Origin of the sequence: Microbulbifer hydrolyticus, assembly GCF_009931115.1 — a bacterium.
Classification (GTDB): Bacteria; Pseudomonadota; Gammaproteobacteria; order Pseudomonadales; family Cellvibrionaceae; genus Microbulbifer; species Microbulbifer hydrolyticus.
Genome location: NZ_CP047491.1, coordinates 3,550,912 through 3,573,695, shown reverse-complemented (window position 1 = coordinate 3,573,695; position 22,784 = coordinate 3,550,912). Strand labels below are relative to the sequence as shown.

Below are 22,784 nucleotides of genomic sequence, written 5' to 3'. Positions count from 1 at the left end.
GTAAACGTTTACAATATGTTGAGGCGCTGGTTACACTCGTTGGTCGCGAAAGCCTAAGGAAGATAACAATGAATAAAGCCCTGTCCTTTCCGCTGTGTGTTCTGCTGCTCGCTGCTTGTAGCAGGGGGCCTTTAGATACTGCGGACCACACCGACACTGTTGCCACACTGCACGATGCTGGCGGCAGCCCGCCCTATCTCGATACCGCGCTTCCCATACCGCAGCGGGTGGATGATCTGGTGGAGCGGATGACCCTGTCGGAAAAAATTGGCCAGCTGTACAACGATGCGCCGGCGATCGAGCGGTTGGGGGTGCCGAAATATGACTGGTGGAACGAGGCCCTGCACGGCGTGGCCCGTGCCGGCAAGGCCACGGTCTTTCCCCAGGCGATTGGATTGGCGGCAACCTTTGACGATCAATTGCTGGGCGAGGTGGCGGTCGCAATTTCCGACGAGGCGCGGGCCAAACACCACTACTTTGCCGATAACGGCATGGCGTTTCGTTATACCGGGCTGACATTCTGGTCACCCAACATCAATATCTTTCGCGACCCGCGCTGGGGGCGGGGACAGGAGACCTACGGTGAAGACCCTTATCTGACGGGCCAGATGGCAGTGTCCTTTATCAATGGGCTTCAGGGGGACGACCCCCGCTATCTGAAAACCGCGGCGATGGCGAAGCATTTTGCGGTGCACAGCGGCCCGGAAAAATCCCGCCACTCCGATGACTATACGGCGAGCCGCAAAGATCTGGCCGAGACCTATTTCCCGGCGTTCAAGACCGCGGTGGTGGAGGCGGACGTGGAAGCGGTCATGTGCGCTTACAACCGGGTCAATGGCGAACCTGCCTGTGGCAGCGACATGCTGCTGAAAGAAACCCTGCGGGAGCAGTGGGGCTTTAACGGGCATGTGGTATCCGACTGCGGTGCGATTGCCGATTTTTACGAGCCCGATGCGCACAACGTGGTCAAGGCGCCGGCAGCGGCCGCGGCCTGGGCACTGAAGGCCGGCACCGACGTGAACTGTGGCACGGGCCGCCTCAGTACCTTTGCCAACCTGGGGTTCGCTCTGCAGCGTGAAATGATCGATGAAAGTGATATCGACACCGCGCTCAAACGTCTGTTTACCACGCGTTTCAAGCTGGGCATGTTCGACCCCGCAGATTCCGTGCCCTACACAAAGATTCCCATGTCGGTCGTAGGCTCAGAGGCGCATCTGGCACTGGCGGAAAAAGTCGCCGAAAAATCCATGGTGCTGCTGAAAAACGACGGCGTGCTCCCCCTGGCAGAGGGCACCAGGGTTGCGGTTATCGGCCCCAATGCCACCAATTTTTCCGTACTGGTAGGAAATTATCACGGCACACCGATACAAGCGGTGACGCCGCTGGCGGGAATCCGGGCGCGGGCGGGCGCCGAACAGGTGGTGTATGCCCCGGGTTCTCCGCTGATCGCCGATCAGTACGGGCACTATGAAGTCGTAAGCGCGGAGAATCTGTTTCACCGCGACCCGAATGGGGCGCTGCAGGCGGGCCTGAGCGCGGAATACTTCCCCGTGGACCTTGCCCGCGGAGAGAAAGCACGAGATTTCCGCTATATACCGGCAACCACACTGGCAGAGGCGCCGGCGGTTACCCGTATCGATACTGAGGTGGATTTCCACTGGCGCCGCTCTCCGGTGGATGACACGGTAAACGGGGACTTCGGGGTGGTGTGGAGCGGTATACTGGTACCACAGGAGTCTGGAAGCTACCTGTTTAAAACCGGTGCAGCGCTGTCGATCAATGGTCAGCCTGTCGAGGGCCCGATCTCACTTTTGGCCGGAGAGGAATATACCCTGACTCTTTCGGATGTGTTCCTGCGCACCGTATCGGGTAGCCCGCTGGAACCGGAAGTGCAGCTGAAGTGGGTGAATACCTCCCGGGACTATGTGGCCGAGGCGCTGGAGGTGGCACGTGGGGCGGAGGTCATTATCTTTACCGGCGGTATCTCCGCGGAGCTCGAGGGCGAGGAAATGTCGGTAGAGCTGGCAGGGTTTGATCGCGGAGACCGCACCGATATCCAGCTGCCCGCGGTACAGCAAGCGCTGCTGCGCAAGCTGAAAACACTGGGCAAGCCGATCGTCATGGTGAACTTCAGCGGCAGTGCCATGGCCCTGAACTGGGAGGATAAAAACCTCAACGCGATTGTGCAGGCGTTCTATCCCGGCGAAGCCACCGGTACGGCGCTGGCACGCGTGCTATGGGGGGATGCGAACCCGTCCGCTCGTCTGCCGGTGACCTTCTATCGCAGTGTCGAGGACCTGCCGGACTTCAAGGGCTATTCGTTTGCCAATCGCACCTATCGCTACTTTACCGGCGATGTGCTCTATCCATTTGGCCACGGCCTCAGTTACACAGAATTTGCCTACAGTGACCTGAAGGTTCCCGAAGCCATTGCGTCAGGGCAGGATCTTGCGGTTGATGTAACCGTGACCAACCGTGGTGAGCGAGCCGGTGGCGAAATCAGTCAGGTTTACCTGAGCATGCCGGATGCGCCGGTCGAGGTCCCGATCCGTGAACTGAAAGCTTTCAGGCACACGCAACTGGCCCCCGGTGATTCGGCCGAACTCTCGTTTGTGATCGAGAGCGACGATATTGCCTACGTAGACAACGACGGTGTCTTCCAGCCTTACCGCGGCCGGTTACACCTCACGGTCGGGTCAGGGCAGGGGGAATACCTGGCAGCACCGCAGATTGCGGAAGCGACCGTGGCCATTCAGTAGAAAGTGTTATCGATTGTCCCAATACCCATAAGACTCACAATACCCACTGTTGCGCTTGTGGGTCTTGTGGGTCTTGTGGGTCTTGTGGGTCTTGTGGGTCTTGTGGGTCTTGGGAGTGAATGTTTTTGTTGGACGGCGGTCAGAGACCGCCGTCCACGAACCGGCGATCTGCCGCCACCGGGCTAAGCTACGAAGTTATTCACCAAATCACTGCGGAGTAACCGAAAACTCATCAATATATAGCGTTTCCACCGCAGCCGGGATGCCCTCAAAGTACAACCGCAATTCATTCACGGTGCAATCACCCGGGACTTCCAGCGTTCCGGTCATTTCCGTCCATGTGTTGGCCGCCATACTCTCAGCAGAAGCCACGCCCACATAAGCATCGTCCGCGCCTTCACAGACCAGCTTTTGGGTAAGTGATATCGGTGCTGCTTCGGGGCCGGAATGTTGTACAAAGAGGCTCACATCGTACGTCGCACCCGCTTCCACTTTCGATGTCAGATCGTAAGAGGGCATCGAGTTTTCCACGCGGTCGGAAATTTTCAGGCTTTGACTGCCCGCCTGCGCCTGTTCGTCGCTGATGGCCAGAGAAGTGCCGCCAGTCCACCAGGCACTCCAGCTGGACGACAGCGCCGTACCCTCAAAACCACCGTCGGTAATCAGGTTATTGCTCGCCGGCTCCTCGCCGCCCGGTGCAATCACCTCCACTGCATCGATGTAGACATCGGTACCGCCAGGAGTGTTCTCGAAGTAGAGCAGGGCTTCATTGATCTGGCAGTCTGCGGCAATTTCCAGAAGACCGCTCAGCTGCACCCAGGTTTGTGCGGGTGCTTCGCCCTGGTTATTCAGCCAGATGTACTGATCGCTCTGACCCTCACAGGCCAGCTTGGTGACCAGGGTGATCTGTGCGGCCCCGGCACCGGTATGCAGCGCCCAGGCACTGACCGGATAATTGGTGCCGGGTTCCAGTAACGTAGTCAGGTCATAGGTCGCATAGGCGCCGCTGCCAAACCCGGAAGCCAGCAGACTGCGATTGCCGGACTTGGCGTAGTCAGTGGAAGTGCTCAAAGCACCGCCGGCCCAGCCAGCACCCCAGCCATCGGCGCCCTGCTCGAAGTCGCCATTGCTCACCAGGTTGTTGACCGGCTCGGCACCGGCAACCCCAAAGCGCAGCCAGTCGATATTGCCCACGCCCGCCACGTCATTGAAACGCACGTAGACATCCTGTGTCCCGGAGACTGGCGACCAGTCTGCGGTGATGGTCTGGAAGTCACTCCAGCCGTTGGTGGCCGGCAGCTGCACGTTCAGGGCATCGGCGGCATCGAGGCTGCCCAGGCGAATCGAAATACTGCCGGCTTCGCCGGCGCCTTTGGCGTAGTTGACGCTGAAGCTGTCCCAGGCCTCGTTGAATTCCACCGACTGGAAGCGAATCCAGTCGCCTAGATCCGTCTGCGCGACGATATTGCCGGCAGCCTGTACCCCGCGTCCCTCGTCGTAGAGTTCCGCTTCCAGGGTGAGCAACTCATCGCTGCCGCTCCAGCCGCCAGGGACGTATTCCGGAACCAGTACATCGCAGTCCTGGTTTTCTGCCAGGTAGCAGTTCAGCCACTGCAGGCCGGCACGCTCGGTGCCGTCGCTGGCCAGCAGCCAGGCTTCGCTGCGCCACATATAACCCTGGCGGTAACCCCAGTGGGTGACCCCGGCCACCGCCGGGTGTTCCCAGAATACGGTAAATAGCTCGCGCAACTTGTTGGCGTGGCGCGCGTCGTCGGCGAAGTTGATGTCCAGCTCGGAAACATAGATGGGCAACCCGGCACTGGCCAGGGTATCCAGGTTGGCTGCCACATCCACCCCGAGAGACTGCTCGAGGAAGTGTGCCTGTACACCCACTCCATCAATCAGGTCGCGGCTGTTCAGCAGATCCACCAGTGCCAGGTAATCTTCCGTGGCATCTTCCAGGTTGAGAATGTTGTAGTCGTTGAGAATGAGCTTGGACTCGGGGAAGTGCTCGCGGGCCAGCTCAAAAGCGGTAATCAGCCAGTCCCAACCGGTATCACCGTCGCCACCCAGGGCCTCTTTATAGGCGGGGGGCGCATGCAGTGGCTCGTTGACCACATCGATCATATCCAGGTTCGGGTAGCGCGCGGCCACATCGGTCAGCCACTCATCGATCTCTGCGCGCTGTTCTTCAGCAGTCAGGCCCTCAATCCAGCCCGGTTGCTGCTGGCCCCAGAACAGGGTGTGGAATTTGAAGTGAAGATTGTTGCTCTCGGCAAAGGTATGGGCGGTATCGAGGTCCGTCCACACCGGCATATCCCGTTCGGATTCCACGCTGCCCCACTTGGCCGCATTGCCGGGGGTGATCTGGTTGAAATAGGTGGTGAGCTGGTTGTAGTCGTCCGGGTGCTCGATGGCGGTACCAAAGAACTTGTCGTAGGTCGGGAGCACCGTGACCGTCACCGCGTCTGCGGGGCTGGCGGCACCGCCGTCGTCGTTGACGCGCAGCTCAAAAACCAGCTGGGAAGAGGACTCCACTGCCGGCGCGGTAAAGGTGGTGGTGCCAGCGTCACCGGCGGTCAGCGTTACGGAAGGGCCGGAAACCTGGCTCCAGTTGTAACTGGCAATGCTGCCGTCCATGTCTGAGCCGGAGCCGGAGAGGGTCACGCTGGCGCCTTCGCTTACCGTGCGGTCCGGGCCAGCATCGGCGGTCGGGGCGAGATTGTTATCGGTCACCTGCGCCTGATCGGGCTGTTCGATTTCTTTATTGGTACAGCCGGCGGAGGCTATGGCCACAGCCAGTACGGCAATTGGAAACAGAGTGTTTTTCATGGTCGATACCCTTCCCGTTGACCCGGTTTTCCGGGCTTTTTTGTTGTAAATACGGTTTGTCAGGGCGGCGTTGGGGCGCCGCCCCAGGCTACTGACGCAGGGAGGCCCCACAGAATTCGGGCGTGCCATCGCTGGAGTCATCGCTATTTTTATTGGCGCACATCTCATACGCTGAGCTCTGCGGCCCAACTTCCGATAACGCTACCATTCGATGTAAACGTTTACAACAAGTGGCGCCAAAGTCCTCCACTGGGCGGCCATAGCGCCTAGACTGGGGGGGTGAAAGTCCTTGACAGTGGGGGCGTGAGTGAATAATTCTAGAAATTGTTAGCGGTAACAAAGCAGAATTCACACTCACAATAACAAGCCGCCGCAGCCGCTCCGGAGCGTGATGAACTCCCGTGCGGCGGCACACAGCGAGATGGGGGCACGCCCATGTTTAGTACCAAAAAGATCAATAAAAAACAGTTCCAGAAAAACCGATTCAAGAAAAATCGGCTCTCGGAAGTCATTTTCGCCCTGGCAACCACTACCGCAGTGGCGGGGCCGGGCTTCGCGTATGCCCAGGACGGTGAGGTCGAAGCATCGCAGGGTGAGCAGGGTGAGGCTGTTCAACAACAATCCAATAGTGACGATAGTGAACTAAGCAGCCCCGCTTACGACGGCGCACTGGAGGAGGTTTCGGTCAGCGGAGTGCGCTACAACCTGCAGAGCGCACAGGAGATCAAGCGCAACGCCGACACCTTCGTCGACTCCATCTCTTCCGAGGACATGGGCTCACTGCCGGACCGCAGTGTGCTGGAGGCGATGCAGCGGATGCCCGGGGTGTCGATCGAGCGCTTCTCCGGCGCCGATGACCCGGACCACTTCGGTGTCGAGGGCTCCGGTGCCGTTATCCGGGGTATGACCGCAACCCGCTCCGAATTCAATGGGCGCGATTCCTTTACTGCCAATTCAGGCCGCGGGCTGTCCTTCCAGGATGTACCGCCGGAGCTGATGGGTGGTGTGGATGTTTACAAAAACCAGTCTGCGGACATGATCGAGGGTGGTATCGGCGGTACCGTCAGCCTGCGTACCCGTAAACCCTTCGACAGCCCGGAGCAGACCTTTTCAGTCTCGGCCGACTACTCCCAGGGTGACCTGGATGAAAAAAGCACGCCCAGCGTGTCCGCGCTTTACAGCGACCGCTGGACGACAGAAGCCGGTGAGTTCGGTGTGCTGTTCAACGTGGCCCACTCCGAGTTGCAAGGCACGTCTCACGGCATCCAGTCCGACACCTACCTCAATTTCGACGCCGAAGGCATTGCCGGAGCGGAAGGCTTCGACACCGTCTGGTTGCCGAATGCGTCCAACTTCTTCCAGAAAAGCGACGACCGCGAGCGCAAAGGCTATGCAGGCGCCTTCCAGTGGGCCAGTGCCGACGAAACGATTCTGGCAACCGCGCAGTTCATGCGCTCGGACTCTCGCCTGTCTTGGGCCGAGAATGCGGTGAAATACCAGGGTGACTCCTACGATGCGGCGCGCACCGTCGGCCCGCTGGCTGGTACGGAGTTCTCCTTCGACGATGACGGTGTCTTCGAGCAGGGTTCCATGGTGACCGAGGCCGGCTGGCGCGGTGGCTATGCCCCGGGTGGTGATCAGTACGGCTCCAAGTTCCAGACCGACACCCGGGTCAAGGATACCCACACTGTGGTGGACGATGTCGCCTTCAACCTGCAGCTTACGCCCAATGAAAACTGGGAGTACAGCTTCGACCTGCAGTATATCCAGGCAGAAACCCAGGATGACGATCTGCAGGTTGCTCTCGGCCAGTGGATGTCCCAGACCTATGACGCCAGCGGGGATACCCCCACCCTGGTGGTGGGCGATCCAAATCAGCCCTATGACGGCAGCAGTGACCCCAACTGGTTTAAAGATCCGCAGAATTACTGGTGGCGCTCCGCCATGGACCACTACGAGCGCTCCGAGGGCGAGTCCATCGCCGGGCGCTTTGACGGCACCTACTACTTCAGTGAAGAGCCTCTGGGTCTGCTGCGCGCGGCCAAGTTCGGTGCGCGCATGGCGCAGCGGGATCAGACGGTGCGCATCACTTCCTATAACTGGGGCACCATCGGCGCGGAGTGGAATACGCCGTACTACCTCAATGATCCGGAAGTGGCCAACCAGCCCTACGAATACGTCAACTTCAGCGACTTCCATCGCGGCGGTGTACTCAGTGTGCCCGGCGGCGGATTCCTGTTCCCGGATGCGGATTATGTGAAAGGCGTGATCCAGGGTAACCGCGACTTGTTTATTTCCTCCGACGGCGATCCCTGGGAACCCTACCCGACCCGCGACGACATTATCGCCAAGGGTATATTCCAGGCACCGGAAGTGTTTGACACCACCGAGACCAATCGTGCCGCCTATGTCCGTCTGGACTTCGGTTCCGATGAAACCGCGCTGCGTTTTTCCGGTAATGTCGGCCTGCGTTATGTAGAGCTGGAGCGCGAGGCGCTGGGCTCGGTGCAGTATCCGGACTTTGTCGGCCTGCCGTATCCGGATGGCGCGCCGGTGGTGCTGAATGACTACGACTCCATTGAAGAGTGGGCTACCCAGGCGGTTCTGGATGAGCGCTTCGCCACCGAGAGAGAGGCCATGGCCTATGCCCGCGATGCCAACAACTGGCTGACACCGGAAGAAAAGGCCTTTGGTAATGACGCCTTCAGCACCGAAGAAGCGTGGAGCAAATACAGTACCGTACTGCCGAGCGTCAACCTGAAACTGGAGCTGCGCGAAGATCTGCTGGCCCGCTTTGCGGTTTCCAAGGCGATTGCCCTGCCGGATATGTCGGAAGTAAAAAACCAGGCTGTGATCGGTGCCCGCCAGTTGGGTGTGGTACGTGAAGATGGCCCGGTCGAGCCTCCGGTGGACGGTGAAGAAACGGAAGATACCGGTACCAATATCGTGTCGGTGGCGCCGGTAGACTGGACCGGTTCCGGCGGCAACCCCTACCTGTGGCCGATGGAGTCTATTCAGTACGACGCCTCTGTGGAGTGGTACTTTGCCGATGTAGGCTCGTTCACCACCTCGCTGTTCTACAAGGACCTGAGCGATACCTTTATCAAGGGTGCTTTCCCACGCGACTTCGCCAACCCGCAAACCGGCCAGGTGCAGACCGTGGACTTCGAATCCACCGTCAACGGCGGTGACGGATTTATGCAGGGCGTGGAGTTGGCCTATCAGCAGTTCTACGATTTCCTGCCGGCGCCGTTTGATGGGGTTGGTCTGCAGCTGAACTACACCTGGATTGATTCCGGCCTCAGCAACAGTGGTGTTGAGGGGGCTGGGGAGCCTACTACTGGAGAAGAGGAGGCCTTTGACCGCTATCCGCTGCCGGATATTTCCCTGCTGCCACTGCGCGGTGTTTCCGAGCATACGTTCAATGTGGTGGGTATGTACGAGAAAGGGCCCTGGTCCGCGCGCCTCGCGTACAACTGGCGTTCGAAGTATCTGCTGACTACCCGCGATACCATCAGTAAATATCCGATCTTCAATGACGATGCCGGGTATATGGACGGTTCCGTGTTCTATAACTTCGACAACGGGGTAACCGTGGGATTGCAGGCCTCCAACCTGCTGGATACCCAGACGGAAACCATCATGCAGTTGGACAACCAGGGTACCCAAGCCGGACGTTCCTGGTTCATTCAGGACCGACGTTATGCACTGATTGTACGCGCGAACTTTTAATTAAATATCACCTTTTGCACGCCTTCCTCTCACAGGATATTGTTGTGCTTTCTCGTCGGCGCACTGTTCGCAGTGCGCCTTTTTTTATTGCGTTTTTGTTTGATGTTTTGTTACGCGGGCGGTAAGTTTGAGCGAAAGCGCGAAGTAAAAACGGACGGCCCATGCACAATAATAATATTCGCAAGATCGTGATTGTCGGTGGCGGCACCGCTGGTTGGATGGCCGCGGCGGCGCTGTCCAAAGTGCTGAAAGGCAGCGCGCACATAGAACTGGTGGAATCGGAAGCAATTGGCACCGTCGGTGTCGGTGAGGCGACCATCCCGCAGATTCAGGTGTTCAACAAGATGCTCGGTCTCGATGAAGACGAGTTCCTGCGCAACACCCGTGGTACCTTCAAGCTCGGTATCCAGTTTGTGGACTGGGGCAAGAAGGGCGATTCCTATATCCACGCCTTCGGTGAAGTAGGCAAGGATATGGAGGGCATTCCGTTTTACCACTACTGGCTGAAAGAGCATCTCGCCGGAGGTAGTCAGGATATCGGCGAGTACACCCTCACCGCACTGGCGGCACTGGAGGGGCGCTTTATGCGCTCGATCAACGCCGGCAATTCGCCGCTCTCCAATATCACCTATGCGTTCCATTTTGATGCCGGTCTCTACGCGCAGTTTTTGCGGGAGTACGCGGAGCAGCGTGGCGTTATTCGCACCGAAGGGGTAGTGGTGCAGACCGCGCTGGAAAAAAATAGCGGCTTTATCGAGTCGGTAAAACTGGAAGACGGAAGGGCGGTTGAAGGCGACCTGTTTATCGACTGCTCCGGTTTCCGCGGCTTGCTGATTGGTGAAGCCCTGGGGGTCGGTTATGAAGACTGGCGTCACTGGCTGCCCTGCGACCGCGCCTGGGCGGTGCCCTGTGAGGGCGATGAACACCCGCTCCCCTATACACGCTCCACGGCCCGTCCGGCGGGTTGGCAGTGGCGTATTCCGCTGCAGCACCGCATCGGCAACGGCCACGTATTCAGTAGCCGCTTTATGGACGAAGACGACGCGCGCGAAATACTGCTGAATAATCTCGACGGCAAGCCTTTGGCCGACCCAAAATTGTTGCGCTTTACCACCGGCAAGCGCAATGCGTTCTGGCACAAAAACTGTGTGGCCCTCGGCCTCGCCAGCGGTTTTATGGAGCCGCTGGAATCCACCAGCATTCACCTGGTGCAGTCTGCCATTGCGCGATTGCTCAGCCTGTTCCCCACCCGCGATTTTGACCCGGTCGACATCGACGAGTACAACCGCCAGACCCATTTCGAGATGGACCGCATCCGCGATTTCCTGATTCTCCACTACTGTGCCACCGAGCGCGACGACAGTGATTTCTGGAATTACTGCCGTACCATGGATGTTCCCGATACCCTGCAACAGAAACTCGATCATTTCCGCGCAAATGGCCGCATCGTCCGCGCCAACAACGAACTGTTCAACGAGCTGAGCTGGATGGAGGTAATGCTGGGGCAGGGAATAATCCCGCGCGGCTACCACCCACTGGTGGATGCCATGCCGCAGGAGATGTTTGCGGGGCGTATGCGCGAGATCAAATCCGTGGTCGAGCGCTCTGTCGCCGCCATGCCTTCACACCGGGAATTTATCGCCGGCCACTGCGCCTGATTCACCCGTTTAGTTTGATGGTATCCACACTGTGACAACTTGTCGCAGTCTCGTGGGGCCCAAGTAAAAAGCCCACCCGTCACTTCCTCAGCAGTAAACCCATAAAACGTAGAAAAAGAGGACAGCGACGATGAGAAACCGTGTGTGGAATAAACGACTATTGAAAAATGGCCTGGGCGTAGTCGGGCTGGCTCTGGTGGCGGGCGTGGCCTTTGGTCACGGTCTGATTGTGGAGCCGCCATCGCGCAATGCCCATTGTGGCCTCAACGAAAAGCCGGATCAGGCCACCACTCCCGCATGTATCGAGGCAGCGCAAAAGGATTTCAGTGGTAGCTACCAGTTCATGAGTGTGCTCACCCACGCTCAGGGGCGCGCGCAGGCGGAAAGCACCAATGTCTGTGGTTTTGACAGTGAAACCTGGAACGGCGGCCCTACGCCCTGGGATTACCAGCTCGACTGGCCCACCAGCACCATGAGCGCCGGCACCCAGACCTTCAGCTGGAATATCAGCTGGGGGCCGCACTGGGATGACACCGAGGAATTCCGCTACTGGATTACCAAAGCGGATTTCGATTACCAGGTGGGTGGTACCCTGACCTGGGACGACTTCGAAGAAGACGCTTTTTGTGTACTGAAATACGATGACGCCAATCCCGCCGCCAACCCGAACATCGTCGCGGAAAAGGCAAGCAACCTGTTCCACACCACTTGTGAAGTGCCGGAGCGGGAAGGGCGACATATCATCTACGGTGAATGGGGCCGTAACTACTTTACCTGGGAGCGCTTCCACGGCTGTGTGGATGTGGCGTTTGACGGTGGCGGTTCTGGCGGAGGCTCTTCCTCGTCGTCTTCCAGCAGTTCGTCTTCATCCAGCAGTTCATCGTCGAGCAGTTCCTCGTCCAGTAGTTCTTCCGGCGGCTCGTCGTCCAGTGGCAGTTCGTCCAGCGGAGGCACCAGTTCCAGCTCCAGCTCCGGGGGCAGTGCCGGTAGCGGAGTTGCCTGTGATTATGTGGTTTCCAATGAGTGGAACAATGGCTTCACCGCGGAAGTGCGCCTGACCAATACCGGCAGCGAACCGGTCAGCGGCTGGCAGGTAGAGTGGGGTTATACCGATGGTACCTCGCTGGTGAATACCTGGAATGCCGTGGTCAATGGCATGGGTCCGTTCACAGCCAGCAGTATGGGCTGGAACGACACCATTGGTGCCGGCCAGACGGTGAGCTTTGGTATGCAGGGCAACAAAGGCGGCAGCAGCGCCGAAGTGCCGGAGGTTACCGGGAATGTGTGTGAGTAAATTCCCGTGTTAAGCAACCGGCAAATACAAAAAAGCCAGCGGACTTCCGCTGGCTTTTTTTGTGGGCGGATGTGCCCGATCACCAGTCGTGCATGCCGCCGTCTTCCAGCCGGTTGATCGGCAGGTACGCGCGCTGGTAGGGGAAATCCTTTGCCATTTCCTCGTCGATTTCCACTCCCAGCCCCGGTTGATCTCCCGGGCGCAGGTAGCCGTCGCTAAACGAGTATCCGTGGGGGAATACCGCGTTGGTCTCATCCGTGTGGTGCATATATTCCTGAATACCGAAATTCGGAATCGACAGACCGAAATGCAGCGCCGCGGCCATGGTGACCGGTGACAGGTCGGTGGCACCGTGGCAGCCGGTGCGCACATTGTAGAGTGCGGCAAGGTTGGCAATGCGGCGCAGGTGGGTGATGCCGCCGGCGTGTACTACCGTCGCGCGGATATAGTCGATCAGTTGTTCCTCGATCAACTGCTTGCAGTCCCAGATACTGTTGAACACTTCGCCCACCGCCAGCGGCGTTGTGCTGTGCTGGCGAATCAGGCGGAAGTTGGCCTGGTTTTCTGCCGGCACCGCATCTTCAAGCCAGAACAGGCGGTAGGGTTCCAGGTCCTTGGCCAGTCGCGCGGCCTCAATAGGTGTCATGCGGTGGTGGGCGTCGTGCAGCAGGTGAATATCCCAGCCCAGTTCCTCGCGCGCGGCGGCGAACAGCTCCGGCACAACGCGCAGGTATTTTTCCGTCGACCATGTATTTTCCGAGGGCAGGTCTGAGTCCGCCGGCTCGTAGCGCTCCTTGTCTTTACTCACACCGTAGGTGGAATTCAGCCCCGGTACGCCGCACTGCAGGCGCACCGCGCGATAGCCCTGCTCGATATATCTCTTTGCCTCGGCAATGGTCTCTTCAATGCTTTCGCCATTGGCATGGGCGTACACCATATTGCCTTTGCGACAGGCGCCACCGAGCAACTGATACAGCGGCAGGCCGGCGACCTTGCCCTTGATATCCCACAGCGCCATGTCCACCGCGGCAATCGCCGACATGGTGACAGGGCCCCGGCGCCAGTAAGCCCCCTTGTAGAGGTACTGCCAGATATCTTCGATCTGGTGTGCATCGCGCCCGATCAGGCAGGGGATGATGTGCTCTTCGAGATAGCTGGCCACCGCCAGCTCGCGGCCATTGAGGGTCGCATCGCCGAGCCCGCGGGTGCCATCTTCCGTTTCGATTTGCAGGGTGATGAAGTTGCGTCCGGGGCAGGTGGTAATGACCCGGGCGGATTGTATTTTCAGCATGCCGTTTTCCCTATAGAGCCGCGATAGAGCATGCGTAGCTGGATGTTGTTTCAACTAGCGCTCAAGGTGAAATTCTGTGTTATCGTAGTTATGATAGCGCTACCATTTTAGCCTTGCACCACCCTCATTAGGAAGAGGTGGCGACCGCGGAATAATAAAAACATCGAGTGAAAACCATGAAAAGCGATGTGATCGGCAAATCCCCGACCCTGTTTCTGGCCTCTTTGCTGGGCTTGCTGCTGATGGCTGCCGCACTGATATCAGTGCCGGTAAACGCCGAAGATGGCTACGACCTGTGGCTGCGCTACCCGCCACTGGAAGCGGATACCCGCGAGCGTTACCGTCCACAGCTCCGGCAGCTGGTCATCCCCGAGCGTGAGCGCTCGCAAACCTTGCAGGCCATCGAGCGCGAGCTGGTGCGCGGCGTAGGCGGGTTGTTGGCAAGCGCGCCGGAACTACGCGAGCGGATAGAGGGCGATGGTTTTGTGCTGGTGGCCACCCCGCAGACGTCCCGGGCAATCCGCGGGGCAGGACTTCCCCTGCGAGACCTGGGTGACGAGGGCTACCTGATCCGCTCCGCGACCCTGGACGGCCACAAAGGTACCGTGGTCGCGGCCAACACGGAGCGCGGCCTGCTTTACGGCAGCTTCCACCTGTTGCGCCTGCTGCAGACGAACACACCGCTTGCCGATGTAGACATCGCCTCCCAGCCGCGCATCGGTCTGCGCCTGCTCAATCACTGGGACAATCTCGACCGCACGGTGGAGCGCGGCTATGCCGGTCAGTCCATCTGGGACTGGTGGAACCTGCCGGACCTGCTCGATCCCCGTTACACCGATTACGCCCGCGCCAACGCGACCCTCGGCATCAATGGCACGGTGCTGAACAACGTCAACGCCAGTGCCGACAGTCTCACCCCGCGCTACCTCGCCAAAGCGGCGGCTCTCGCGGATGTGTTTCGCCCTTACGGTATCCGCGTGTACCTGTCCGCACGCTTCAGTGCGCCGGTGGAAATCGGCGGGCTCGATACTGCGGATCCGAAAAACCCGAAGGTGCAGCGCTGGTGGAAGGACAAGGCGGATGAAATTTATCGGGTGATTCCGGATTTCGGCGGCTTTCTGGTGAAGGCCAATTCCGAGGGGCAGCCGGGCCCACAGGATTACGGGCGCAGCCACGCAGAAGGGGCAAACCTGCTGGCACGATCGCTGGCGCCCCATGGCGGCGTGGTGATGTGGCGCGCCTTCGTGTACCAGCAGGACAATCCGGAGGACCGCGCCAAGCAGGCCTACAGCGACTTTGTGCCACTGGATGGCCAGTTTGATGACAACGTCATCGTGCAGGTCAAAAACGGCCCCATCGACTTCCAGCCCCGGGAACCTTTCCATCCCATGTTCGGCGCCATGCCCTCAACGCCGCTGATGATGGAGTTCCAGATCACCAAAGAATACCTGGGCTTCGCCTCGCACCTGGCCTACCTGGGGCCCATGTATGAAGAAGTGCTGCGCGCGGATACTTTTGTCAAAGGTGCGGGCTCCACGGTGGCGAAGGTCATCGACGGCAACCTGCACAATCACCGGCTCACGGGTATCGCCGGGGTGGCCAATATCGGCAGTGCCCGCGACTGGACCGGGTCGATATTCAATCAGGCCAACTGGTATGTGTTCGGGCGCATGGCGTGGAATCCGGAGCTGGGGGCGGAGGCCATTGCCCGCGAGTGGCTGCAGATAACCTTCGGCCGCGACCCGCGCATACTCGAAACCGGACTGGCGATGATGATGGCCTCGCGCCAGGCGGTGGTGGACTACATGACTCCCCTGGGGCTTGCCCACCTGATGGCCACCGGGCACCACTACGGCCCCGGCCCCTGGGTGTCGGACCTGGCGCGGCCAGAGTGGAACCCCGCCTATTACCACCGCGCAGACCGCAACGGTATCGGCTTCGACCGCACCAGTGAGGGTAGCGATGCGGTCTCGCAATACGCCCCCGCGGTAGCAAAGCAGTTTGCCAGCCGCAGCGCGGTGGGAGATGACCTGCTGCTCTGGTTCCACCATTTGCCCTGGGATTACCCCATGCCTTCCGGGCGCGACCTCTGGGAAGAGCTGGCCCACCGCTACGATCGCGGCGTGCAGGCCGTCGGCAAGATGCGCACGCAGTGGCGGTCTCTTGAGCCGCTGATCGACGCCGGGAGGTTCGACAAAACCGCGCGCCTGCTGGCAGTGCAGGAGCGCGAGGCGCAGTGGTGGCGCGACGCATCCATCGCCTATTTTCAGTCCGTCTCCCGGCGGCCGCTCCCCGAAGGCGTGTCCCCGCCGCCAGAAACCCTCGAGTACTACAAGGCCGTGGAATACCCCTGGGCGCCGGGCCACTAACGCATTGCCTCCCCCGGACCCCGCTCACGGGGTAAGCCGAGGAGCGGGGATGCCGCCAATTCACACGCTTTGGCGGATTCTCACCGCAAATTTTTCGGTGGCGGGGGGACTATCCCATTCAATCATTCGTCTTCTCAATAGATAGGAGAGAAACCACTTGACTCGCAGAGTCTAGAGGCGTATCAATATTATGGTAGCGGTACCATAAAGATCACAAATTCAACAAAACCAATAAGAGCCGCCATGTCCTTCTCGAAGTGGTCCAGTCGAGCAGCGTCAGCCGCGGCATAATGCGAAGAGGGAAATCCAAAATGTTCGAACGCAAAAAACTTTCGGGTGCAGTGGTAGCTGCCATCGCCTCGATGACCTGTGCCTCTGCACTGGCTCAGGACGGCGCCCTGGAAGAGGTGACCGTCACCGGTATCCGCGCCTCCATGGATCGCGCCATGGACATCAAGCGCGAGTCCACCGGTGTGGTGGATGCCATCTCAGCAGAAGATATGGGTAAATTCCCGGACACCAACCTGGCGGAATCCCTGCAGCGGATTACCGGTGTGTCCATCAACCGGGTGAACGGCGAAGGCGCGGAAGTGACCGTGCGCGGTTTCGGCCCGGATAACAACATGGTGACCCTGAACGGCCGCACCATGCCGACGGGCACCACCTACGGCGGCGGCAGTGGCGGCGACGGCACGACTCGCGCCGAAGGGAGCCGCGCGTTCAACTTTGCCAACCTGGCGTCCGACAACATCAGCGGTGTCCAGGTGTACAAGACCAGCAAGGCGAACGTGGCGACCGGCGGTATTGGCGCCACTATCAATATCGACACCATGCGTCCCCTGGATAACCCGGGCCTCACTGCCAATGTTGGTGTGAAAGCGGTTGCGGATTCGACCAACCGTTACAACGATGACATTACTCCGGAAGTTTCCGGCATCCTCAGCTTTGCCAACGAAGACGAAACCTGGGGTGCCGCCCTGGCGCTGAGCCACCAGCAGCGTGACTCCGGCTACTCCGGCGTAACCGTGAACAACTGGAATATCGGTGTGTGGGGGCAGGATGACCTCTACAATCAGGGTGGTGTGCCCGACGCGGACAAGGCGGAAATCGTAAACGCCCCGCAGGATGGCCAGCTCTACGCGCGCCCGAATGACTTCCGCTACGCCTTCTCCGATACCCAGCGCGAACGCCTCAACGGCCAGCTGACCCTGCAATTCAAGCCCACCGAGAAAATCACAGCGACGGTTGATTATCTCTACGCGGACAACGATATCGAAGAGCATCGCGGTGAAGTAACCAACTGGATCCAGAACGGCTCCAACGTTGCGCGCATTGTATTTGACGACTCCGAAATTGCCACGCCGCTGAGCATCACCGAAGCCTACGGCGGCACCGTGGATGTGGGTTACGAGCAGCAGTTCCGCTCCCAGAGCAATACCCTGGACTCTCTCGGTATCAACGTGGAGTTCGAGGTTAATGACAGCCTGACCCTGGCGTTCGACGTACACGATTCCAGCATGGAAAGTCTGCCCACCGGGCCGGATCGCTCCGGTGAAGTGGCTATCGGCCTCGGTTCCCCCACCGTAACCGGTAAAACCCTCGATTTTTCCGGCAGCACCCCGCAGTACAGCTACAGCACCAGCGTGCCGGGTAATGCGCTGACCGCAGATAACGTAGGCTCCTCCATTTTGCGTGTGCGCGGTGCCGGTTCCGTCAACGACATTACCCAGGCGAAATTTGACGGTAGCTTCGAGTTTGACAACGGCCGTTTCGACTTCGGTGTTGAAACCCGTCAGATGGAAATGAATGCCTACCAGACTTCCGGCGTGAACCAGGCGCTGGGCAACTGGGGTATTGCCAACCCGGGTGAATTCCCTGCGGGAATGCTCGATGCCATCAATGTGGCCAGCCAGTTTGAAGACTTCAATACCGGCGACAGCCCGGTGATCGGTTTCCGTGGCGATGCGGTTGAGCTTACCCGTTATGCCAACACCCTGTACCCGGATACCTGCCTGTGTGTTTCCGACACCAACTCCTTCAAAGACATCCTGAAAGAAGACACCTCTGCGGTCTACTTCCAGGTTGGCCTGAACAGTGAGCTGGCGAATATGCCGGTGAACTTCCTCGCTGGCGCGCGTTACGAAACCACCGATGTGGACTCCCAGTCCCTGGTGAACCCGATTCCGTACCTGGTCTGGGAAAACAACAACGACTTCGCGCCGGGTGCGGCGGGTGATCAGCAGGCGTGGTCCGCCGATGCGAGCTACGACAACCTGTTGCCGAGTCTCGACTTTGATATCCAGTTCACCGATGACCTGGTGGGTCGTTTCTCCTACAGCAAGTCGATCGCGCGCGCCGGTTACAGCGACCTGAAAGTGGCGCCGGGTAACTTTGGCCTGGATGGATCCACTATCAACGGCGCTATCCCCACAGCCACTTCTTCCAACCCCGGACTGCTGCCGCTGGAATCCAACAACCTGGATCTGTCGGTGGAGTGGTACTACGGTGACTCCAGCTACGTTTCCCTCGGCTTCTTCGAGAAACGTGTGGACAACTTTATCGGTACCGGTCAGATAGACGAGACCCACTTCGGTATCCTCGACCAGACCGCAGGCCCGCGTGTTGATGCGGCCATCGCCGAGCTGGACAATCTGGGCCTTGCCACCGACGACACCAACCTCTACGCAATGGTAGTGTTGATGGAGCATCCGGAGGCCATTACTGATAACCCGGACATTTTCCCTAACGGTGTTTTCGAAGGTACCAACGAGCAATTGTTGCTGCTGGGTGAGACGGAAGGTTGGGACGTGATTCCGGAAGCGGGCGATCCGGAAATGGTGTTCCGCACCAGTAAGCCGATCAACAACCGTGAAGCGAAAATTCACGGTGCCGAACTGGCCGCGCAGCACTTCTTCGGTGAGACCGGCTTTGGTATCCAGGCCAACTACACCATCGTGCGCGGTGACGTAGGTTTCGATAACCTGGGTCTGCCTACTGAGAACCAGTTTGCCCTGACCGGCCTGAGTGACACCGCCAACGTGGTGCTGGTTTACGAAAACTTCGGTCTGCAGGCACGACTGGCCTACAACTGGCGCGACAAGTTCCTCACCGCCACCAACCAGGGTTCCTCTCGTAACCCGCGTTATGTGGATACCTTTTCACAGATTGATATGAGCATCGGCTATGAGCTGACCGATCAGATCTCTCTGGCATTTGAGGGTATCAACATTACTGGCGAGGACATCACCCAGTACAACCGTAACGAGCGTATGGTTCGCTACATGGATGACCTGGGTGCTCGCTACCAGCTGGGAGCTTCCTACAAATTCTGATGAAGAATTTGTGGTGAATCTCAGCTAGTGAGAAGTGCAAAAAGCCGCTGGAAACAGCGGCTTTTTGTTTACTGGAAATACCGTTACTATGAAGCCCTTATTCTAGAAAATAGCAAACTGCAAAATAATAACGAAAATAGTGAGGTGACTATGCAGAAGGCCATGCAGAATAATTACGTGTTGCTCAACAACGTCGAACACGCCGATCTTAAAGTTCTGGAACATTATTCCCCTGACAGCGGTGATGGCGCCGCCGCGGTCATTACTTTTCCCACCGAATTCGAAAATATCCAGCGGGAATACCCCATCCTTCTGCGAAAAACCCCCGATGATGGCGACTATCAGGCCGTGGCTATCCTTGGCCTGCAGAAAGGGGAAAACCTGTTTCTGGGAGGCACGGCAGCGGAAAGCAATGGCTGGACAGGGCACTATGTGCCGGCCATGATTGCCCGGGGCCCATTTATCATCGGCTTTCAGGAAGCTGCAGAAGATAGCGGCGAACCGCCGCAGCCGATGATCTATGTGGATCTCAGTAGCAACAAGCTGAGTCGCAGTGAGGGTACTCCGCTTTTTCTGGAGTTCGGCGGCAACAGTCCCTACCTCGAATATATCTCCGGCGTGCTGCGCACCATCCATCAGGGCGGGGGCGTCGGGCGTACGATGTTTTCCGCATTGGACGAGCTCGGTCTGATCGAGCCAGTCTCCATCAATATCGATCTGAAGAATGGCGACAAGCACCAGCTTTCCGGGTATTACACGGTCAGTGAAGAGCGTTTGAATGCGCTCGATGGCGAGGCTCTGCACGCCCTGAATCAGGCAGGATATCTGCGCGGGGTTTTTCTGATGTTGTCTTCACTGGGCAATATTGAAAAGCTGGTGGCACTGAAAAATGCACGGTTGTAATCCCATCGTGACACTGGAGGGGATTTCCTGTGGAGAGATTCCTCCGGAAATCCTGTCGGCCAATCGTCCGGTGGTGCTGAAAGGGCTGGTGGACCATTGGCCGCTGGTCGAGGAGGGAAGGCGTTCACCGGCGGCAGCAGTGGATTACCTGGTCAGTCACTACAACGGTAAGCCCTGCCTGGTCAATTTTGGCCGACGGGAAATGGAGGGGCGGTATTTTTACGATGAAGACGTACGCACCCTGAATTACGATACCCTGCGCGCGCCCATCGATGAGGTACTGGTAAAAATACTGCAGACTCTGGAACCGGATGACGCCAGTGATCCGGATAACCCGTACCATTCCTACTACATTTCTTCCACTTCCGTCGATGGCCACCTTCCTGGCTTGCGCAAAGATAATGACCTGGAAATTCCGCGTCAGGAGCGGACCTACCCGGTAGCGTCGCCGCAAATGAAAATCTGGATTGGCAACCGGTCCGTGGCCAGTTGCCACTATGATGCGCTGGACAATATCGCCTGCTGTGTCGCTGGCCGGCGCCGCTTTACCATTTTTCCCCCGGAGCAGTTCCCCAACCTTTACTTTGGCCCACTGGATCTTACTCCCGGTGGCCAGGCGATCAGCATGGTGGATTTTTCCAACCCGGATTTCGAACGCTTCCCGCGCTTCCGCGACGCGCTGGCCGCCGGGTATGTGGCAGAGCTCGAACCCGGGGATGCGATCTATATACCGAGTATGTGGATGCACCATGTGGAGGGACTGAGCCCTTTCAATATTCTGGTGAACTACTGGTGGGACGATGCCCCGCTGTATACCGGTTCCGGTATGAATGCCCTGTATCACGGCATTTTAACCCTGCGGGACAAGCCGGAGCATGAAAAGGAAGGTTGGCGCCAGCTGTTTGAGTATTACGTGTTCGGCCCCGGAGACCGCGCCGGAGAGCACCTGCCGGAGCAGGCGCGCGGCGTACTGGGGAAACTCGATAACAACAGCGCCCGTCAGTTACGCGCGATGTTGATCAATAAACTGAATCGCTAAGAGGTGGTTGGATGGCTGCGATGGATAATTCTGCTGCAGGCGAACACAGCGGAAAAAATCGGATAAGGCGGGTAGTGATCGCCGGTGGTGGTACCGCCGGCTGGGTCGCTGCCGCCGCACTGTCGACGAAGCTTGGCGAGCTACTGGACATCACGCTGGTGGAGTCCGATGCGATCGGTACTGTCGGCGTGGGGGAGGCCACCATTCCCCCATTGCGCACTTTCCATCACCTGCTGGGTATCGATGAGCAGGCTTTTATGCGCGCAACCCAGGCCACTGCGAAACTGGGGATCGCATTCGAAAACTGGGGAAGGGAAGGGGAGCGGTATATTCACTCCTTTGGCAAGACTGGAACCAGCGCCTGGATGTGTGATTTTCACCATTTCTGGCTGCGCGGAAAAGAGATGGGGTTCGATTCCGAATTTGGTGAGTTCTGTGTCGAGCACCAGGCCGCGGAAGCCGGCCGCTTCGCCACCGGGCCAAAGTCGCCACTCAATTTTGCCTATCACCTGGACGCGACGCGCTATGCCGCGTTTCTGCGCACTATCAGTGAAAAGCACGGGGTGACCCGGGTCGAAGGCAAAATCTGTGATGTCCGGCAGAATGCCCACAGCGGTGATATCGAATCCCTGCTGCTGGAAGGCGGCGAGGAGATTGCCGGTGACCTGTTTATCGACTGCAGTGGCTTTCGCGGACTGTTGATCGAAAAGGCGCTGGGCAGCGGCTTTGAGGACTGGACCCACTGGTTACCGAGCGACAGCGCGGTGCCCCTGCAGACCAGGGCCACCGGCCCGGCCATGCCCTATACCCGCTCCATCGCCGAGTCCGCCGGCTGGCGCTGGCGGATTCCGCTGCAGGAGCGCGTGGGTAACGGGCTGGTCTACTCCAGCCAATACCTCTCGGATGAGGATGCCACTGCACTGTTGCTCGAACGGGTAGATGGCGAGCCATTGACCGATCCCCGGGTGATCCGTTTTACCACCGGCAGGAGGAAAGCCGCCTGGAAGAACAACTGCATCGCCCTGGGGCTTGCCAGCGGATTTATCGAGCCACTGGAAAGCACCAGTATTCACTTGATCGTGACCGGTATTGTGCGTCTGATGCAGCTGTTTCCATTCACTGGTGTGGAGTCTTCGCTGCAAGAGGAGTACAACCGCCAGACCCGGGTCGAAATGGAAGATATTCGCGATTTCATCGTGCTGCACTATCACGTCAACCAGCGTGAGGGTGATGCCTTTTGGGATCACTGCCGGCAGATGGCGATTCCCGACAGTCTTGCCCAGCGTATCGAACTGTTCCGCGAGCGCGCCCACGCCTACCAGAATAACGACGAACTGTTTCGGGTGGATTCCTGGGTACAGGTAATGCTGGGGCAGGGGCTTCAGCCTGAAAGCTGCCACCCGGTGACACAAATGATGACCCGGCAGGAAATGCAGCAGCTGCAAACCGGACTTCGCGCCCGCGTTGCACAGAGTGTGAATGCACTGCCGGAGCACCATGCCTTTATTCGTCAGTACTGCCATGCCGGTGACCCCGTTTCCGCGTGACCGCTTGCGTCGTATTGCGTTAACAGTG

Annotated in this window: 11 protein-coding genes; 9 read left to right on the top strand and 2 right to left on the bottom strand. The window is 58.8% G+C overall.

The window, feature by feature from the left end; translation table 11 throughout:
- The first annotated feature begins 68 nt into the window (after positions 1–68).
- Complete coding sequence (locus GTQ55_RS15265) at positions 69–2,759, top strand: glycoside hydrolase family 3 C-terminal domain-containing protein (RefSeq protein WP_161859503.1); 2,691 nt, start codon at positions 69–71, stop codon at positions 2,757–2,759.
- 207 nt (positions 2,760–2,966) lie between these two features.
- On the opposite strand, the gene GTQ55_RS15260 is transcribed toward GTQ55_RS15265, so the two are convergent.
- Positions 2,967–5,591 (bottom strand): endo-1,4-beta-xylanase, encoded by a 2,625-nt coding sequence (locus GTQ55_RS15260; protein WP_161859502.1) that lies wholly within the window; start codon positions 5,589–5,591, stop codon positions 2,967–2,969.
- A gap of 435 nt (positions 5,592–6,026) precedes the next feature.
- Between GTQ55_RS15260 and GTQ55_RS15255 the strand changes: the two genes are divergently transcribed.
- The 3 genes from GTQ55_RS15255 (at position 6,027) to GTQ55_RS18005 (ending at position 12,275) form a co-directional block, all read left to right on the top strand.
- Complete coding sequence (locus tag GTQ55_RS15255; RefSeq protein WP_161859501.1) at positions 6,027–9,323, top strand: TonB-dependent receptor; 3,297 nt, start codon at positions 6,027–6,029, stop codon at positions 9,321–9,323.
- Positions 9,324–9,484: 161 nt separating this feature from the next.
- A complete protein-coding gene (locus GTQ55_RS15250) occupies positions 9,485–10,981 on the top strand; it encodes a tryptophan halogenase family protein (protein WP_161859500.1) in 1,497 nt (498 codons plus the stop codon).
- A 130-nt stretch (positions 10,982–11,111) separates the two neighbouring features.
- Complete coding sequence (locus GTQ55_RS18005) at positions 11,112–12,275, top strand: lytic polysaccharide monooxygenase (protein WP_161859499.1); 1,164 nt, start codon at positions 11,112–11,114, stop codon at positions 12,273–12,275.
- 79 nt (positions 12,276–12,354) lie between these two features.
- Here the strand turns inward: GTQ55_RS18005 and manD are convergent, their stop codons facing one another.
- Entirely contained in the window at positions 12,355–13,566 is a 1,212-nt protein-coding gene (gene manD, locus GTQ55_RS15240) for a D-mannonate dehydratase ManD (protein WP_161859498.1), read from the bottom strand.
- A 176-nt stretch (positions 13,567–13,742) separates the two neighbouring features.
- Here manD and GTQ55_RS15235 point away from each other — a divergent pair, with 176 nt between their 5' ends.
- The 5 genes from GTQ55_RS15235 (at position 13,743) to GTQ55_RS15215 (ending at position 22,756) form a co-directional block, all read left to right on the top strand.
- Positions 13,743–15,935 carry an alpha-glucuronidase family glycosyl hydrolase gene (locus tag GTQ55_RS15235; protein ID WP_161860205.1) on the top strand — a complete coding sequence of 731 codons (2,193 nt, stop codon included), beginning with the start codon at positions 13,743–13,745 and terminating at the stop codon, positions 15,933–15,935.
- Between the two features lie 311 nt (positions 15,936–16,246).
- A complete protein-coding gene (locus tag GTQ55_RS15230; protein WP_161859497.1) occupies positions 16,247–19,267 on the top strand; it encodes a TonB-dependent receptor in 3,021 nt (1,006 codons plus the stop codon).
- A gap of 150 nt (positions 19,268–19,417) precedes the next feature.
- Positions 19,418–20,170: a SapC family protein gene (locus GTQ55_RS15225; RefSeq protein WP_237567708.1), complete on the top strand. Its 753-nt coding sequence runs from the start codon at positions 19,418–19,420 to the stop codon at positions 20,168–20,170.
- Positions 20,157–21,209 carry a cupin-like domain-containing protein gene (locus GTQ55_RS15220; protein WP_161859495.1) on the top strand — a complete coding sequence of 351 codons (1,053 nt, stop codon included), beginning with the start codon at positions 20,157–20,159 and terminating at the stop codon, positions 21,207–21,209. Before GTQ55_RS15225 ends, GTQ55_RS15220 begins: the two co-directional genes overlap by 14 nt.
- A gap of 11 nt (positions 21,210–21,220) precedes the next feature.
- Positions 21,221–22,756, top strand: coding sequence for a tryptophan halogenase family protein (locus tag GTQ55_RS15215; RefSeq protein WP_237567707.1), 1,536 nt, complete (start codon positions 21,221–21,223; stop codon positions 22,754–22,756).
- Positions 22,757–22,784 lie beyond the last annotated feature (28 nt).